This window comes from Streptomyces altiplanensis, assembly GCF_053591575.1.
The window spans coordinates 17,858-33,563 of record NZ_JBSFUB010000079.1; the positions used below are offsets into that span (position 1 = coordinate 17,858).

General features: G+C 69.5%; 15 protein-coding genes. 8 read left to right on the top strand and 7 right to left on the bottom strand.

The window, feature by feature from the left end:
* Positions 1-146 precede the first annotated feature (146 nt).
* From ACWD0Y_RS27535 to pknB, 6 genes are all read left to right on the top strand, one after another.
* A complete protein-coding gene (locus ACWD0Y_RS27535; RefSeq protein WP_450263024.1) occupies positions 147-1,013 on the top strand; it encodes an FhaA domain-containing protein in 867 nt (288 codons plus the stop codon).
* 10 nt (positions 1,014-1,023) lie between these two features.
* The gene (locus ACWD0Y_RS27540; RefSeq protein ID WP_138896278.1) at positions 1,024-1,533 is read left to right on the top strand and encodes an FHA domain-containing protein FhaB/FipA; all 510 of its coding nucleotides are present in this window, start codon (positions 1,024-1,026) and stop codon (positions 1,531-1,533) included.
* A 128-nt stretch (positions 1,534-1,661) separates the two neighbouring features.
* Positions 1,662-3,200, top strand: coding sequence for a PP2C family protein-serine/threonine phosphatase (locus tag ACWD0Y_RS27545; protein ID WP_450263025.1), 1,539 nt, complete (start codon positions 1,662-1,664; stop codon positions 3,198-3,200).
* Between the two features lie 22 nt (positions 3,201-3,222).
* Complete coding sequence (locus tag ACWD0Y_RS27550) at positions 3,223-4,620, top strand: FtsW/RodA/SpoVE family cell cycle protein (RefSeq protein ID WP_450263026.1); 1,398 nt, start codon at positions 3,223-3,225, stop codon at positions 4,618-4,620.
* Positions 4,617-6,080, top strand: coding sequence for a peptidoglycan D,D-transpeptidase FtsI family protein (locus ACWD0Y_RS27555; RefSeq protein WP_450263027.1), 1,464 nt, complete (start codon positions 4,617-4,619; stop codon positions 6,078-6,080). Before ACWD0Y_RS27550 ends, ACWD0Y_RS27555 begins: the two co-directional genes overlap by 4 nt.
* 167 nt (positions 6,081-6,247) lie before the next feature.
* Entirely contained in the window at positions 6,248-8,311 is a 2,064-nt protein-coding gene (gene pknB, locus ACWD0Y_RS27560; protein ID WP_450263028.1) for a Stk1 family PASTA domain-containing Ser/Thr kinase, read from the top strand.
* A gap of 203 nt (positions 8,312-8,514) precedes the next feature.
* On the opposite strand, the gene ACWD0Y_RS27565 is transcribed toward pknB, so the two are convergent.
* From ACWD0Y_RS27565 to ACWD0Y_RS27585, 5 genes are all read right to left on the bottom strand, one after another.
* Positions 8,515-9,255 (bottom strand): class E sortase, encoded by a 741-nt coding sequence (locus tag ACWD0Y_RS27565; RefSeq protein WP_093800025.1) that lies wholly within the window; start codon positions 9,253-9,255, stop codon positions 8,515-8,517.
* 48 nt (positions 9,256-9,303) lie between these two features.
* Positions 9,304-10,725 (bottom strand): class E sortase, encoded by a 1,422-nt coding sequence (locus ACWD0Y_RS27570; protein ID WP_450263029.1) that lies wholly within the window; start codon positions 10,723-10,725, stop codon positions 9,304-9,306.
* Complete coding sequence (locus ACWD0Y_RS27575; protein ID WP_450263030.1) at positions 10,722-11,360, bottom strand: aminodeoxychorismate/anthranilate synthase component II; 639 nt, start codon at positions 11,358-11,360, stop codon at positions 10,722-10,724. Before ACWD0Y_RS27575 ends, ACWD0Y_RS27570 begins: the two co-directional genes overlap by 4 nt.
* The gene (locus ACWD0Y_RS27580) at positions 11,357-11,527 is read right to left on the bottom strand and encodes a hypothetical protein (protein ID WP_450263031.1); all 171 of its coding nucleotides are present in this window, start codon (positions 11,525-11,527) and stop codon (positions 11,357-11,359) included. Before ACWD0Y_RS27580 ends, ACWD0Y_RS27575 begins: the two co-directional genes overlap by 4 nt.
* A gap of 90 nt (positions 11,528-11,617) precedes the next feature.
* Positions 11,618-12,385 carry a DUF881 domain-containing protein gene (locus tag ACWD0Y_RS27585; protein WP_450263032.1) on the bottom strand — a complete coding sequence of 256 codons (768 nt, stop codon included), beginning with the start codon at positions 12,383-12,385 and terminating at the stop codon, positions 11,618-11,620.
* 141 nt (positions 12,386-12,526) lie between these two features.
* On the opposite strand from ACWD0Y_RS27585, the gene crgA reads away from it, so the two are divergent.
* A complete protein-coding gene (crgA, locus tag ACWD0Y_RS27590) occupies positions 12,527-12,787 on the top strand; it encodes a cell division protein CrgA (RefSeq protein ID WP_093800030.1) in 261 nt (86 codons plus the stop codon).
* A gap of 274 nt (positions 12,788-13,061) precedes the next feature.
* Here crgA and ACWD0Y_RS27595 read toward each other — a convergent pair whose 3' ends face one another.
* Positions 13,062-13,907: a rhomboid family intramembrane serine protease gene (locus ACWD0Y_RS27595; RefSeq protein ID WP_450263033.1), complete on the bottom strand. Its 846-nt coding sequence runs from the start codon at positions 13,905-13,907 to the stop codon at positions 13,062-13,064.
* Between the two features lie 160 nt (positions 13,908-14,067).
* A complete protein-coding gene (locus tag ACWD0Y_RS27600) occupies positions 14,068-14,595 on the bottom strand; it encodes a peptidylprolyl isomerase (RefSeq protein ID WP_450263034.1) in 528 nt (175 codons plus the stop codon).
* 277 nt (positions 14,596-14,872) lie between these two features.
* Here ACWD0Y_RS27600 and ACWD0Y_RS27605 point away from each other — a divergent pair, with 277 nt between their 5' ends.
* Positions 14,873-15,577, top strand: coding sequence for a DUF5324 family protein (locus ACWD0Y_RS27605; RefSeq protein ID WP_450263035.1), 705 nt, complete (start codon positions 14,873-14,875; stop codon positions 15,575-15,577).
* The last annotated feature ends 129 nt before the right edge of the window (positions 15,578-15,706 follow it).

Here is a 15,706-nt window from a genome sequence, read left to right on the forward strand (position 1 = left end):
CGGGACACTGTCAGGAGGCCACCTCTACGATCCCTGTGAGAGGTGACACTCATCCACTGTGCAGACAAGGGGAACCAGCCGATTTCCCGACGCGTGGATACGATCAGTAAGCAGTACCAGGACGACAACGACGGAGGAGGTGCCCCATGGGAGTCCTGAAGCGTTTCGAGCAGCGTCTCGAAGGTCTGGTCAACGGCACCTTCGCCAAGGTCTTCAAGTCCGAGGTCCAGCCCGTCGAGATCGCCGGCGCCCTCCAGCGCGAGTGCGACAACAACGCCACGATCTGGAACCGCGAGCGGACCGTCGTCCCCAACGACTTCATCGTCGAGCTCTCCACCCCGGACTACGAACGCCTCAGCCCGTACTCCGGCCAGCTCGGCGACGAACTCTCCGGACTCGTCCGCGACTACGCCAAGCAGCAGCGCTACACCTTCATGGGCCCCATCAAGGTCCACCTGGAGAAGGCCGAGGACCTCGACACCGGTCTCTACCGCGTGCGCAGCCGCACCCTCGCTTCGAGTACGTCGCAGGCAGTCGCCCCCCAGTCCCCGGCCCCCGGCCGCTCCCCCTCCGCACCGGCCGCCCCCCGCGGCGGCGGCTACGGCTACCCGCCGTCGGCCTCCCCCGGGGTGCCCCCCATGCCCGCGGCCCCGCCCCCCGGCGTGAGGCCCGGACCGGCGGCAGCGTCCGCCAGACCGGCCGGCGCGGGCCCCGGCCCCATGCCGGGCGCCCAGACGCGGCGCTGGATCGAGATCAATGGCACACGCCATCAGATGTCCCGCCCGACGCTGGTGCTGGGCCGCAGCACCGAAGCAGACGTGCGGATCGACGACCCCGGCGTATCCCGCCGGCACTGTGAGATCCGGACCGGAACGCCCCCGACGATCCAGGATCTCGGGTCTACCAACGGCATCGTGGTAGACGGACAGCACACCACCCGCGCTACGCTCCGCGACGGCTCGCGGATCGTCGTGGGCAGTACGACCATCGTTTATCGGCAAGCCGAAGGGTGAAGCGGGGGCAATGTCAGAGCTGACCCTGACGGTCATGCGGCTAGGTTTCCTGGCTGTTCTGTGGCTGTTTGTGATTGTGGCCGTCCAGGTCATCCGCAGCGATCTGTTCGGTACGCGGGTCACGCAGCGCGGCTCACGCCGTACTGCGTCCGCCGACGCCAGGCCGCAGCAGACCGGACGCCAGCAGCAGGCTGCGGCACCGCCGCAGCAGCGCCAGCGCCGAGGCGCCCCCACGAAGCTGGTGGTGTCCGAAGGCACGCTCACCGGCACGACGGTGGCCCTCCAGGGGCAGACCGTCACGCTGGGGCGGGCGCACGACTCGACGATCGTGCTGGACGACGACTACGCGTCCAGCCGTCATGCCAGGATCTACCCGGACCGTGACGGCCAGTGGATCGTCGAGGATCTCGGGTCCACCAACGGCACGTATCTCGACCGGACCCGTCTCACCACCCCGACCCCCATTCCGCTGGGCGCGCCGATCCGCATCGGCAAGACCGTCATCGAGCTGCGGAAGTAGTGCCACGTCATGATTGAGCGCGAGCGGAGCGAGCGAGCCGCGGCGGTCCCCACAACGGATCCCCGAAGGCTCCCGACCGGAGGGTGGGCACCGTGCGGATGTACCCGGAGCCGACGGGCGAGGTGCGCATGAGTCTGTCACTGCGCTTCGCCGCCGGATCGCACAAAGGCATGATCCGGGAGGGCAACGAGGACTCCGGTTACGCCGGCCCGCGCCTTCTCGCCATCGCCGACGGCATGGGCGGCCAGGCCGCGGGCGAGGTGGCGAGTTCCGAAGTCATCTCCACCCTGGTCACGCTGGACGACGACGTGCCCGGCTCGGACATCCTCACCTCGCTCGGCACCGCCGTGCAGCGTGCCAACGACCAGCTGCGCATGATGGTCGAGGAGGACCCCCAGCTGGAGGGCATGGGCACCACGCTCACCGCCCTCCTCTGGACCGGCCGGCGCCTGGGCCTCGTGCACGTCGGCGACTCACGGGCGTACCTCCTGCGCGACGGCGTGCTGACGCAGATCACGCAGGACCACACCTGGGTGCAGCGCCTCGTCGACGAGGGCCGCATCACCGAGGAAGAGGCCACCACCCACCCGCAGCGCTCCCTGCTGATGCGCGCGCTGGGCAGCGGCGACCACGTCGAACCCGACCTCTCCATCCGTGAGGTCCGGGCCGGCGACCGCTATCTGATCTGCTCCGACGGCCTGTCCGGCGTCGTCTCCCACCAGACGATGGAGGAGACGCTCGCCGGCTACCACGGCCCGCAGGAGACCGTGCAGGAGCTGATCCAGCTCGCGCTGCGCGGCGGCGGTCCCGACAACATCACCTGCATCGTCGCGGACGTCCTCGACGTCGACGGCAACGACACCCTGGCCGGGCAGCTCAACGACACCCCGGTCGTCGTCGGCGCGGTCGCCGAGAACCAGCTCCAGCTGAACGACGGCGGCGCCATGCAGACCCCCGCGGGCCGCGCGGCGGGCCTCGGCCGGCCCGTTCCCCCGCAGCCCGCGCCGGGGGGCTCCTTCGGCCCGCCCGGCAGCGGTGACGAGAGCGGCTACGGAGCGGCCCCCGACGGCGCCTTCGGCGCGTACAGCGACGAGGACTTCGACAAGCCCCGCGCCGGCCGCAGGTGGTTCAAGAGATCGTTCTACATCGTGCTCGCGCTCGCCGTCGTCGGCGGCGGTCTGTACGGCGGCTACCGCTGGACCCAGACCCAGTACTACGTCGGCGCCAACGACGAGCACGTCGCGCTCTACCGGGGCATCAGCCAGGACCTCGCCTGGGTCTCCCTCTCGAAGGTCGAGAAGGACCACCCCGAGATCGAACTCAAGTACCTCCCTCCCTACCAGCGCAAGCAGGTGGAGACGACCATCGCCGAGGGCAGCCTCGCCGACGCGCGCGAGAAGGTCACCGAACTCGGCACCCAGGCCTCCGCGTGCAGGAAGGACGAGGAGCGCCGCCGGGCAGAGCGCGCGAAAGCGGAACGCGAGCAGGCAGAACGCGAGAAGGACGCGCGTACGGGCGAGGGCGAGGCGGGCGGCACGACCGGTTCCGGCGCCACGACCCAGACCACCACGACCAAGAAGATTCCGACGGCCACAGCTCCGCCCACTCCTGGCCCCAGCCTCTCCGAGGAAGAGCAGAAGCTCGTCTCGCAGTGCGGTAAGCCGTAAAGCCGTAGGGGGCCTTACCACCATGAGCGTTGTCACCAACACGACCACCATCGGCGCGATCGAAGCGCCGAGCCGCCGCAACACCGAGCTCGCGATGCTCGCGTTCGCCGTCATCATCCCGGTCTTCGCGTACGCCAACGTCGGCCTCGCCAAGGACGGCAGCCTGCCCGCCGGCATGCTCGGTTACGGCATCGGACTCAGCCTGCTCGCGGGCGTCGCGCACCTGATGGTGCGCAAGTTCGCGCCGTACGCCGACCCGCTGATGCTGCCGCTGGCCACCCTGCTCAACGGGCTCGGGCTGGTGCTGATCTGGCGGCTCGACCTGGAACCGTCGATCACCACCGAGGCCCTCGGCGGCGCGATGGCGCCCAAGCAGATGATCTGGTCGGCGCTCGGCGTCGCCCTCTTCCTGGGCGTCCTGCTGTTCCTCAAGGACCACCGCGTACTCCAGCGCTACACGTACATCTCCATGGTCGTGGCCCTCGTGCTGCTGATCCTGCCGATGTTCTTCCCGGCCAAGTTCGGCGCACGGATCTGGATCACCATCCCCGGCGTCGGATCGCTCCAGCCCGCCGAGTTCGCGAAGATCATCATCGCGGTCTTCTTCGCCGGCTACCTGATGGTGAAGCGCGACGCGCTCGCCCTCGCCAGCCGCCGCTTCATGGGCATGTACCTGCCCCGCGGCCGCGACCTCGGACCGATCCTCGCCATCTGGGCGATCAGCCTGATGATCTTGATCTTCGAGACCGACCTGGGCACCTCGCTGCTCTTCTTCGGCCTCTTCGTGATCATGCTGTACGTCGCCACCGAGCGCACCAGCTGGGTCGTCTTCGGCCTCACCCTCAGCGCCGCCGGCGCCGTCGGCGTCGCCTCCTTCGCCGGCCACGTGCAGTCCCGCGTCAACAACTGGCTCAACCCCCTCGCCCTCCAGGACGGCGGCGTCACCGAGACCGCCCAGGCCGTGTACGCCTTCGGCTCCGGCGGCCTCTTCGGCTCCGGACTCGGCCAGGGCTACTCCCGCCTCATCGGCGGCATCGCCCCCAAGAGCGACTACATCCTCGCCACCGTCGGCGAGGAAATGGGCCTGACCGGCCTCATGGCGATCATCCTGCTGTACGGCCTCCTCATCGAGCGCGGCGTACGCACCGCCCTCGCCGCCCGCGACCCCTTCGGCAAGCTCCTCGCGATCGGCCTCTCCGGCGCCTTCGCCCTCCAGGTCTTCGTCGTCGCGGGCGGCGTCACCGGCGTCATCCCGCTGACCGGCATGACCATGCCGTTCCTCGCGCAGGGCGGCTCCTCCGTCATCGCCAACTGGGCGCTCATCGCCATCCTGCTGCGCATCAGCGACACCGCGCGCAGGCCCGCACCCGCCCCCGCCCCCACCTCCGACGCCGAAATGACCCAGGTGGTCCGACCGTGAACAAGCCCCTGCGCCGGGTCGCCATCTTCTGCGGCCTGCTCGTCCTCGCCCTGCTCGTACGCGTCAACTGGGTGCAGTACGTCAAGGCCGACGAACTCGCCAAGGACCCCAACAACCGCCGCGTCCTGATCGACCGCTACGCCCACAAGCGCGGCGACATCATCGTCGACGGCAAGGCGATCACGGGGTCCAAGGAGTCCAAGAGCGGCGACTTCAAGTTCCAGCGGACCTACAAGGACGGCCCGATGTGGGCGCCCGTCACCGGCTTCACCTCGCAGCGGATGGGCTCCAACCAGATCGAGTCCATCGAGGACGACATCCTCACCGGCACCGACGACCGGCTCTTCTTCGACCGCACGCTCTCCATGTTCACCGGTGACAAGAAGCAGGGCGGCCACGTCGTCACCACCCTCAACGGCGCCGCCCAGAAGGCCGCCTTCGAGGGCCTGGGCAGCCGCAAGGGCGCCGTCGCGGCCATCGACCCGCAGACCGGCGCGATCCTCGCACTGGCCAGCACCCCCTCGTACGACCCCTCGAAGGTCGCCGGCAACACCGACGAGGACGTGAAGAACTGGCAGAAGTACGAGAAGGACCCGGACAAGCCGACGACGAACAGGGCCCTGCGCGAGACCTACCCGCCCGGCTCCACGTTCAAGGTCGTCACCGCGGCCGCCGCCCTGGAGCACGGCCTGTACGACGAAGCCGACGAGAAGACCGACTCGCCGCTGCCGTGGCGCCTGCCCCTCTCCACCAAGAACCTGGTGAACGACGGCAACCACCCCTGCGAGAACGCCACCCTCCGGGTCGCCCTCCAGTGGTCCTGCAACACCGTCTTCGGCAAGATCGGCGCCGACCTCGGCAACGACAAGATGCTGGAGACCGCGGAGAAGTTCGGCTTCAACGAGCAGCAGTTCGTACCCGTCCGTTCCAACGCGAGCGTCTTCTCCAAGGACATGGACGGGGCCCAGACCGCGCTCTCCTCCATCGGCCAGTTCAACACCGCCGCCACCCCGCTCCAGATGGCCATGGTGACCGCCGCCATCGCCAATGACGGCGCGCTGATGCAGCCGTACATGATCGACCGGCTCACCGACCCGAACCTGGACGTGCTGGAGAAGACGAGCCCCGAGGAGATGAGCCGCCCGCTCTCTCCCGAGAACGCCCAGAAGGTCCAGGAAATGATGGAGACGGTCGTCGAGGAGGGCACCGGCAAGAACGCCCAGCTCCCCGGCGTCACCGTCGGCGGCAAGACCGGCACCGCCCAGCACGGCGTCGACAACAGCGAGAAGCCGTACGCCTGGTTCATCTCGTATGCCAAGACCGCCGACAACGGATCTCCCGTCGCCGTCGCCGTCGTCGTCGAGGACGACAACGCCAACCGCGAGGACATCTCCGGCGGCGGCCTCGCCGCTCCCATCGCGAAAGACGTGATGAAGGCGGTCCTGGAGAGCAAGAAGTGACACCGGTCACCTGACGACCGCGTACGCCCACGTCGTGGTACCGGACGGGTATCAGGTGACCGTCACGGGCCGACCAGGTACGGCGTGCCCGGTACCGTATGCGCGGACAGCACACCGCCGGACCACACACAGGTGCGGTCGGGACAGACGGAGAGGGCTGGAAAGCTATGGAAGAGCCGCGTCGCCTCGGCGGCCGGTACGAGCTGGGCTCGGTGCTCGGCCGTGGTGGCATGGCCGAGGTCTACATCGCGCACGACACCCGGCTCGGCCGCACCGTCGCCGTGAAGACGCTGCGGGTGGACCTCGCCCGCGATCCGTCCTTCCAGGCCCGGTTCCGCCGCGAGGCCCAGTCGGCGGCCTCGCTCAACCACCCGGCGATCGTCGCGGTCTACGACACCGGCGAGGACTACGTCGACAACGTCTCCATCCCGTACATCGTGATGGAGTACGTCGACGGGTCGACCCTGCGCGAGCTCCTGCACTCCGGCCGCAAGCTGCTGCCCGAGCGCACCCTGGAGATGACCGTGGGCATCCTCCAGGCGCTCGAGTACTCGCACCGCGCCCAGATCGTCCACCGCGACATCAAGCCGGCGAACGTCATGCTGACGCGCACCGGCCAGGTCAAGGTCATGGACTTCGGCATCGCCCGCGCCATGGGCGACTCCGGCATGACCATGACGCAGACCGCCGCGGTCATCGGCACCGCCCAGTACCTCTCGCCCGAGCAGGCGAAGGGCGAGCAGGTGGACGCCCGCTCCGACCTGTACTCCACCGGCTGCCTGCTCTACGAGCTGCTGACGGTACGGCCGCCGTTCATCGGTGACTCCCCCGTCGCGGTCGCGTACCAGCACGTACGGGAAGAGCCGCAGCCGCCCAGCAACTTCGACCCCGAGATCACGCCCGAAATGGACGCCATCGTCCTGAAGGCCCTGGTCAAGGACCCGAACTACCGCTACCAGTCCGCCGACGAGATGCGCGCCGACATCGAGGCATGCCTCGACGGCCGGCCCGTGGCGGCCACCTCGGCGCTCGGCGCGGCCGGCTACGGCGGCTACCCGGACGACCAGCCCACGACGGCGCTGCACGCGGCCGACGCGAGCGGCGGCCACACGTCGATACTGCCGCCGGTCAACCCGGACGACGGCGGCTACGGCTACGACGACCGCCCGGACCGCCGCAGGCAGCAACAGCAGAAGAAGAGCAACCTCTCGACGATCCTGCTCGTCCTCGCGGGCATCCTCGTCCTCGTCGGCGCGATCCTGATCGGCAGGTCGCTCTCCGCCGGCGACAACGGCACCGAGAGCGTCTCCGTGCCGACCCTGATCGGCGAGAACGTGGCCGATGCCAGAGGCCTGGCCAAGAACGCCGACCTGACACTCGAGGTCGGCGACCGCAAGGAGTGCGAGGACCAGCCCGAGGGCAAGATCTGCGAGCAGACCCCGGCCGGCGGCGAGGAGGCCGAGCCCGGCTCGGCCGTCAAGGTCGTCGTCTCCACGGGCGCCCCGAAGATCGAAGTCCCCGACGTCATGGACCAGTCGAAGGACAGGGCGACGGAGAACCTCGAAGCCAAGGGCTTCGACGTCGAGACCAAGTCGGTCGAGTCCGAGAAGACGGTCGGCACGGTCATCGACCAGGATCCCGAGGGCGGCACGAAGGCGGAGAAGGGCGAGACGATCACCATCTCGATCGCCAAGACCTCCAAGGCCGACGTCCCGGACGTGGTCGGCCAGGACTTCGAAGCGGCCAAGAAGCAGCTCTCGGACCTCGGCTTCGTCGTCGCCCGCGAGGAGGAGGAGTCGGCCCAGACCCCGAACTCGGTCCTCAAGCAGACCCCGGTGGGCGGCAGCCGGACCGACGAGGGCGGCACCATCACCCTGACCGTCGCCAAGGCCCCCGCCCAGGAACAGGTCGCGGTGCCGGGTGTGACCGGCCAGAAGCTCAAGGACGCCCGCAAGGCGATCGAGGACGCCGGTCTGACCGTCGGCACGATCACCGAACCGCAGGACGACGAGGCCATCGTCGTCCTCACCCAGCCCGCGGCCGGCCAGCAGGTCCCCAAGGGCACGCCGGTCAACCTCACCACCGCCGCTGCCCCCGGCGGCAACAACGGCGGCGGGGACAACAGCGGCAACGAGAACGGCGGCGGCAACAACGGCGGCAACAACGGCGGCAATGACGTCGGCGGCCTCTTCGGCGGCGGCTTCGGCCGCAACGGCGGCGAAGGCGACTAGCCCGTACAGCACCAGGAAGGGCCGTGGCTTCGGATGAAGTCCACGGCCCTTCCTGTTTCCCCCGTAGAGCACAGCACCGCACCGCACACAGCTCCGGAAGCCGAGAGTGCCTTCAGGGGGCCGGCACGGTGCTGCACGGGCCACGCCGACGCTTCGGCTTCGACTTCAGGAATGACGACGCGTCGCTCCCGCTGGAAAGCCGGTCAGCGCAGCTCCGCCGGCGGCGTCCGCTTCGCGTCGACCTTCTCCGTACGCTCCAGCTCGCCCCACACGATGTACCGGTGCTCGGACGTGTAGACCGGCGTGCACGTCGTCAGGGTGATGTAGCGGCCCGGCTTCTTCTTCCCCGACTCCTTCGGGACCGGCTTCAGCACGTCCACGTTGTACTTCGAGGTCTCGGGCAGCTTCGCGTACACCTTGTAGACGTACCAGGTGTCCTTCGTCTCGAAGACGATCGTGTCGCCGTCCTTGAGCTTGTCGATGTTGTGGAACTTCGCGCCGTGTCCGTCGCGGTGCGCCGCCAGCGAGAAGTTGCCCTGCTTGTCCGACGGCAGCGCCGACTCGACCGGGTCCGTGTAGTAGCCGGCGACGCCGCGGTTGAGGCTCTTGGGGTCGGTGCCCTTCTTGACCAGCACCTCGCCGTTCCTCATCGCGGGTACGTGCAGGAAGCCGATGCCGTCCTTGGTGTCGAGGGCTCCGGGGCCGCTTGCCCAGCGGTCGCGCACCTCGTTGCCCTGCTTGTCGGCGTCGCGGTCGGCGAGCACGTTCGTCCACCACAGCGAGTAGACGACGAAGAGGCCGAGGATCAGGCCCGCGGTGATCAGCAGCTCGCCGAAGACGCTGACCGCTCCCGCGACACGTCCGCGCCTGCGCCGCGCCGGCGCGGGTGCCTGCGCGGGCACGGGCGTGCCGGTCTGCTCGTCCTGCTCGGTCCTGGCTGCCACCGCACTCGTCCCCGTCCCTCAGTACTCTTACGTCCGGCCGGCCCCGTCTCAGCCGACGAGTGCGTCGGGCTGCCCCTCGCTGCGCGGCCGTTCGTCGACCATCTTGCCCCACACGATCATTCGGTACGTACTCGTGAATTCCGGTGTGCAGGTCGTCAGGGTGATGTACCGGCCGGGCCTGGTGAAGCCCGACCCCGGCGGCACCGGCCCGATCACGCCCACGTTCGAGGGCGGGGTCTGCGGCAGGATGCTCGCCATCTCGTACGTGTAGTACGTGTCCTGCGTCTCGACGACGATCGGGTCGCCCGGCTTCAGCCGGTTGATGTACCGGAACGGCTCGCCGTGGGTGTTGCGGTGCCCCGCGACCGCGAAGTTGCCCTGCTTGTCCGACGGCATGGCCGTCTTGAGCTGGCCCTCCGCGTAGTGGCCGACCATGCCGTTGTCGAGGACCTTCTCCTTGTCGATGCCCTCGGCGATCGGCACGACGACGTCCAGCTTGGGGATGTGCATGATGGCGAAGCCCTGGCCCGGCTCGAACGCCCCGGCGGGTTTCCTGCCCTTCGCCCAGCCGTCCTGGATCTTGTCCGTCTCGTTGCCGGCGAACAGATCGGCCCGGACGTTCGTCCACCACAGCTGGTACGTGACGAACAGCAGCATCAGCACGCCGAGCGAGATGAAGACCTCTCCGAAGAAACGGCTGGCGATGACGCCGGGACTGTCTTTCGCGGCGCGGGCGGCACGCCTGGCCTCCAGGCGGGAGCGCGGCGCCTCGGTGTTCCCCGCAGGAGCGTCCTTCGCCGGGGCACCCCCGGCCGGGGTCCGGCCGCGGCTTCCCTGCCCCTTGGCGGCTCTGCGGCGCTCCGCGCGGCCACCGGTGGCCGCGGCCGGCGGGGCGGGCCGCGTGACGGGGTCCGGTCCGGCCCCGGTCCCGACCCCGGCTATTCGCCGGGTGTCGTCCGTCCGCAGGGCCACGGTCTCGTCGTCGTACACGGGCGCGGCGACGGCGGTGGGGACCGGCGTGGGCCCGGGGGGCGGTGCGGGGATCGGCTCGGGGGCCGGTGCGGGCCGCTGACCGCCGTACAAGTCCTGCGGGTGGTCCGAGTGGGTGTACCACTCCTGAGGCTGCTGGAGGGCCTGCTGGGGCTGTTGTACGGGCTGCTGGTACGGCTCGTACCGCTGCTGGGGGTGCTGCGTCTGTTCGTACTGCGGATGCGGCGCCTGGGCCTGCTGGGCCTGCTGGGCCTGCTGGGCCTGCTGCACCGTCGCCGACCGGAACCACGGCGAGGTCGGTCCCGAAGCCGGGTCCGGGTCCGGGCCCGGACCCGGCGGCCTCACCTGCCCCGGCAGCGGATCGTTCAGCGGATCCGCGAGCTGCTCCACCGCCGCCTCGAACGCGCCTGCCGCCTCGTACGCGCCTTGCTCGTACGAGGCTCCCTGGCCGGCGTCGTGTTCGGGGCGGAGCGCTGTCACGCGGCGGCCTTGCCCACCACCGGCGCGAGCCCGGCCGACCGCTCCACCGCTCCCGGATCGCCGCACCGGGCGAGCCAGTTGGCCAGCATCAGGTGCCCGTGCTCGGTCAGCACCGACTCGGGGTGGAACTGCACGCCCTCGACCGGCAGGTCCCGGTGGCGCAGGCCCATGATGATCCCGTCGGCCGTCCGCGCGGTGACCTCCAGCTCGGCGGGCAGCGCCGCCGGCTCGGCGGACAGCGAGTGGTAGCGCGTCGCCGTGAAGGGCGAGGGCAGGCCGGCGAAGACTCCGGCGCCCTCGTGCGTCACCAAGGACGTCTTGCCGTGCAGCAGCTCGGGGGCCCGGCCCACCACACCGCCGTACGCCACCGCCATCGACTGCATGCCCAGGCAGACGCCGAAGACCGGCACGTCCGTCGCGGCGCAGTGACGCACCATGTCGACGCACACGCCCGCCTGTTCGGGGGCTCCCGGACCCGGCGAGAGCAGCACGCCGTCGAAGCCGTCCTGGGCGTGGCTCAGCTCCACCTCGTCGTTGCGCAGCACCTCGCACTCGGCCCCGAGCTGGTACAGGTACTGGACCAGGTTGAAGACGAAGCTGTCGTAGTTGTCGACGACCAGAATCCGCGCGCTCACCGGCCCGACCCCCCGTCGACCGTCACGTCGTTGAACGGGAGCAGTGGCTCCGCCCACGGGAAGACGTGCTGGAACAGTGCGTAGACGACCGCCAGGATCAGTACGAGCGAGATCATCGCCCGTACCCATGCGTTGCCCGGCAGATGCCGCCAGATCCAGCCGTACATGCTGTCCCTTCCGTTCGGTCGAAACCCAGAGTAAAGGGCGACGGCCGGGACATGTGGGTCAGCTGCGCAATGCGCGCGGCTACTCGGCGGCTACCCGGCCGGCTTCGCGTAGTGGAGGTCCACCGCGCCCGAGTAGCCGGGGAGAGTCGTGGCCTCGTGCTCGTCGACCTTCCAGCCGAGGCCGTACGCCTTCACGTACAGCTGGTAGTTCTGGAGCGCCGTGGAGGCCGTGAGCGCGCGCTGGAGCTCGTCCCGGTCGCCGACCGCCGTGACCTTGTACGGCGGCGAGTAGACGCGCCCCTGGAGGATCAGGGTGTTGCCGACGCAGCGCACCGCGCTCGTGGAGATCAGCCGCTGGTCCATGACCCTGATGCCCTGGGCACCGCCCTGCCAGAGAGCGTTGACGACGGCCTGGAGGTCCTGCTGGTGGATCACCAGGTCGTTGGGCTGGGGCTCGGGGTAGCCGGGGTTGGCCGTGGCGTTCGGCGGGGCGTCGTCGAGGGTGACGGTGAGGCCGGGGCCGGTGAGCTTCTTGGTGCCCGCGGACCGCTCCAGCGCGTCGAGCTTCGCGTCCTCGGCCTGCGTACTGCTGTCGCCGCGCTGCGCGAGGGAGTCGACCTGGTCGCGTACGGACGCTGTCGACTGGTCCAGTTCCTTGTTCTTGTGGCTACGCTGATCAATGAGGTCGGAGAGCTTCAGCAACGAGGCGTCTGTGCGGATATTGGTGCCCTTGGCCGTATTGAAGCTGGTGACGAAAATGAGCCCGGCGAGCGCGAAGACACCGGCCGTCAGCAGCCTGGCCGGCCGCAGGACGGGGCGCCGGACGGGTTCGGTGGAGGAGTCGGCAGAATTGCTCAACGTACCCTTATCTCCTTCGGCGCCTCGGAAGCACTACGCTAACGGACGCCCGGGGGAGGCAGTGTTCCCCGTCGCTCCCGCCCCAAGCGCCCGCCACAGTTCCCTGCGCGGTCACGCAGCGCATCGACAGGAGAGTCCCTCGTGCCGAAGTCACGTATCCGCAAGAAGTCCGACTTCACGCCGCCCCCGCCCGCCGCGAAGCAGGCGACGAGCATCAAGCTGACGAACCGCAGCTGGGTGGCCCCGGTGATGTTGGCGCTCTTCCTCATCGGGCTCGCCTGGATCGTGGTCTTCTACGTGACCGAGGGCGACCTGCCGGTCCAGAGCCTCGAGAACTGGAACATCGTGGTCGGGTTCGGCTTCATCGCCGCCGGCTTCGGAGTCTCGACCCAGTGGAAGTAGGGCTGCGCAAGCCTTGACCAGAGGTTATCCACAGCGTTGTCCACACGGTGGGGAAAGGTCAGACGATCTGTGGATAACTCACGGAGACGCTGATCACGGCGTGTCTGCCTGAGCCTTCCGAAGACATACGGCCTGCCTCCTGTCGCCCCTTGTCCTGTCTGGGAAAACCCAGTTCAGCGACGAGGGGCACAGCTGTTCCCAGGCTGCTTCCGGGGGCTTCCGCCCGAGTGCACAAGCTTCAGCACCCACTGTGGACAACCGACGCTGCTGACGCTCAGGTGAGCGCCGCTGTTCTCGCCACGACCAGGCCGACGGACACGAGCAGGACCAGCCCGCAGGCGCCGTACTGCACCAGCGCCCGGCGCTCGCGCGGGGCGTGCACCAGGGCGATCGCGACGAGGGTGCCGGCGACGAGGCCGCCGACGTGCGCCTGCCAGGCGATGTCGGCCCAGGTGAAGGTGAAGAGCAGGTTCAGCGCGAGGAGCACGAGAACCGGCTTCATGTCGTAGTTCATGCGGCGCATGAGGACGGCGGTCGCGCCGAGCAGCCCGAAGACGGCGCCGGAAGCACCGAGAGAGGGCTGGTTCGGAGCGGCGATCAGATACGTGAGCGCGCTGCCCGCAAGGCCCGACAGCAAGTAGAGCGCCAGGAAACGGACGCGCCCCAGAGCCGCTTCCAGCGGCCCGCCGAGCCACCACAGGCCCAGCATGTTGAACGCGATGTGCCAGATCTCCTGGTGCAGGAACATCGCGGTGAGCAGGCGGTACCACTCGCCGTCCGCGACCCCGACCACCCGCGAGGCCGCGGGGTCGATCGCGAGTCCGACGAGGTCGAGATCGTGGACGAGGTTCTCGCGCGAGCTCACGGCGATGAACAGCACCACATTGACGGCCAGCAGGATCTTGGTGACCAGCCGCGGATCGGCGGAGACGGCGCCTCCCGCCAGCGTGCGCGGCCGGCTCGCGTCCGGGGCGTGGCCCGTGCCCGATCCTTCGCGGACGCAGTCGGGGCACTGGAAACCGACCGACGCGCTGATCATGCACTCCGGGCAGACCGGTCGCTCGCAGCGTGTGCAGCGGATGCCCGTCTCGCGGTCCGGGTGCCGGTAGCAGTGATCCATCGGTCCGTCCCCAGTTCCCTAGGTGGCTCTTGTCGGTGCGGCTCCGCTCGGCGCGCCACCCCGCCTATCCAGTACGGACGGGCGGGGCGGTTTGGTTCCCGGTCACCGGGACTCAGCGGTCTCTGTGGTCCCTGCGGGTCCCAGCGGGTCCCCGCAGGTCTCACCGGGTCTCGACGACGACCGACTCGATGACGACGTCCGTGACCGGGCGGTGGGTGCGCGCGTTGGTCTCCGTGGCCGCGATGCCGTCCACGACCTTCCGGCTCGCGGGGTCCGTGACCTCGCCGAAGATGGTGTGCTTGCGCGTCAGCCACATCGTCGGCGACACGGTGATGAAGAACTGCGAGCCGTTGGTGCCCGGCCCCGCGTTGGCCATCGCCAGCAGGTAGGGCCGGTCGAAGGCGAGATCGGGGTGGAACTCGTCCGCGAACTCGTAGCCGGGGCCGCCCGTGCCGTTGCCCAGCGGGTCACCGCCCTGGATCATGAAGTCACTGATCACCCGGTGGAAGACAGTGCCGTCGTACAGCCGGTCCGTGCTCTTGTGACCGGTCTCCGGGTTCGTCCACTCCCGCTCGCCCCGGGCGAGTTCGACGAAGTTCCTGACCGTCTTCGGCGCGTGGTTCGGCAGAAGCCGGATCTGGATGTCGCCCCGGTTGGTCTTCAGGGTGGCGTAGAGCTGCTCGGCCACGTTCTGCCTTCCATAAGTCTTCGATGACGGCTCCCGATCCTCCCACGGGCCGGTTTGCGACGAGTAACCGCCGAACCGGCACGCGGGACGGCGAAGCGTGGCATTGTCGTCCGAAGGTTCCCCTTGCTCGGCTTGCTCGGCATTGCCCTGAGATCACCCGAGTCGCCACCCATGACCCGGATGCCCGCTCGCACGTGCCGTGATGGGCCCCGGAAGGCATGATTTCGAAATGTGTGGATAGGCGATATAGCGAAACGCCACCAAGGAGGAGGATCCAGTGACCCGCATCGACAGCGTGCGCGCCGCATCCGAATCGGCGAAGGAAAGCGTGCTGCACGCCGCGGAAGTGGTGGCGCCCTACGCCGGTACGGCCAAGGAACAGGCCACGCAATACGCGAACGAAGCCCGCGTACGGCTCGCGCCCAAGGTGTCCCAGGCAGCTCGCCAGGCCCGTGTCCAGTACGGCGTGCATGTGGCGCCGCGCGTGGAGCAGGCCCGCGCCCACGTGCCGCCGAAGGTCGACGTGGCCGCGCACCGGGCCGCCGTACGCACCCGGCACGCGGCCCGGCAGGCCGCCGACTACACCGTGCCGCGCGTGGAACACGCGATGGCGGTCGCGCAGCCCGTACGCGAGCAGGCAGCCGCGCGCAGTGCGGCCGCCGTGGCCGCGCTGCGCGGACAGATCACGCAGAAGGAACTCCGCAAGCTCGTCAAGAAGCATGAGCGGCGGGCCAGGGCCGGCCGGCTGGCCAAGGGTCTCGCGGTCCTCGGCATGGTGGCGGGCGGCGCTTTCGCGGCCTGGAAGTGGTGGGACAAGCAGGCCAACCCGGACTGGCTGGTCGAGCCCCCCGCCGCCACCGAGGTCTCGGACCGCGCGCCGCTGACCTCGGTCGACGGCAGCGGTGAGGCAACGCTGGACCCGGAGGTCGAGGCCAAGCAGGCCGAAGCCGAGACGGCGGAGCGCGACAAGAAGGACAACTGACGTCACGGCCCCGCGGGTCGGACGCGCACACGCAGCGCACGGGTGCCGGGCCCCGCGCTGGTGTCCGCCCGCACCCGCAGCTTCTGGGCGTCGTCACCGAACTTGCGCCACAACACGGCGGATTCCCGC

Excerpts from the sequence above, each read along its gene's own strand:
- ACWD0Y_RS27535 (WP_450263024.1), top strand. The coding sequence starts at position 147 with ATGGGAGTCCTGAAGCGTTTCGAGCAGCGTCTCGAAGGTCTGGTCAAC.
- ACWD0Y_RS27540 (WP_138896278.1), top strand. The coding sequence starts at position 1,024 with ATGTCAGAGCTGACCCTGACGGTCATGCGGCTAGGTTTCCTGGCTGTT.
- ACWD0Y_RS27545 (WP_450263025.1), top strand. The coding sequence starts at position 1,662 with ATGAGTCTGTCACTGCGCTTCGCCGCCGGATCGCACAAAGGCATGATC.
- ACWD0Y_RS27550 (WP_450263026.1), top strand. The coding sequence starts at position 3,223 with ATGAGCGTTGTCACCAACACGACCACCATCGGCGCGATCGAAGCGCCG.
- pknB (WP_450263028.1), top strand. The coding sequence starts at position 6,248 with ATGGAAGAGCCGCGTCGCCTCGGCGGCCGGTACGAGCTGGGCTCGGTG.
- ACWD0Y_RS27580 (WP_450263031.1), bottom strand. The coding sequence starts at position 11,527 with ATGTACGGCTGGATCTGGCGGCATCTGCCGGGCAACGCATGGGTACGG.
- ACWD0Y_RS27595 (WP_450263033.1), bottom strand. The coding sequence starts at position 13,907 with ATGGATCACTGCTACCGGCACCCGGACCGCGAGACGGGCATCCGCTGC.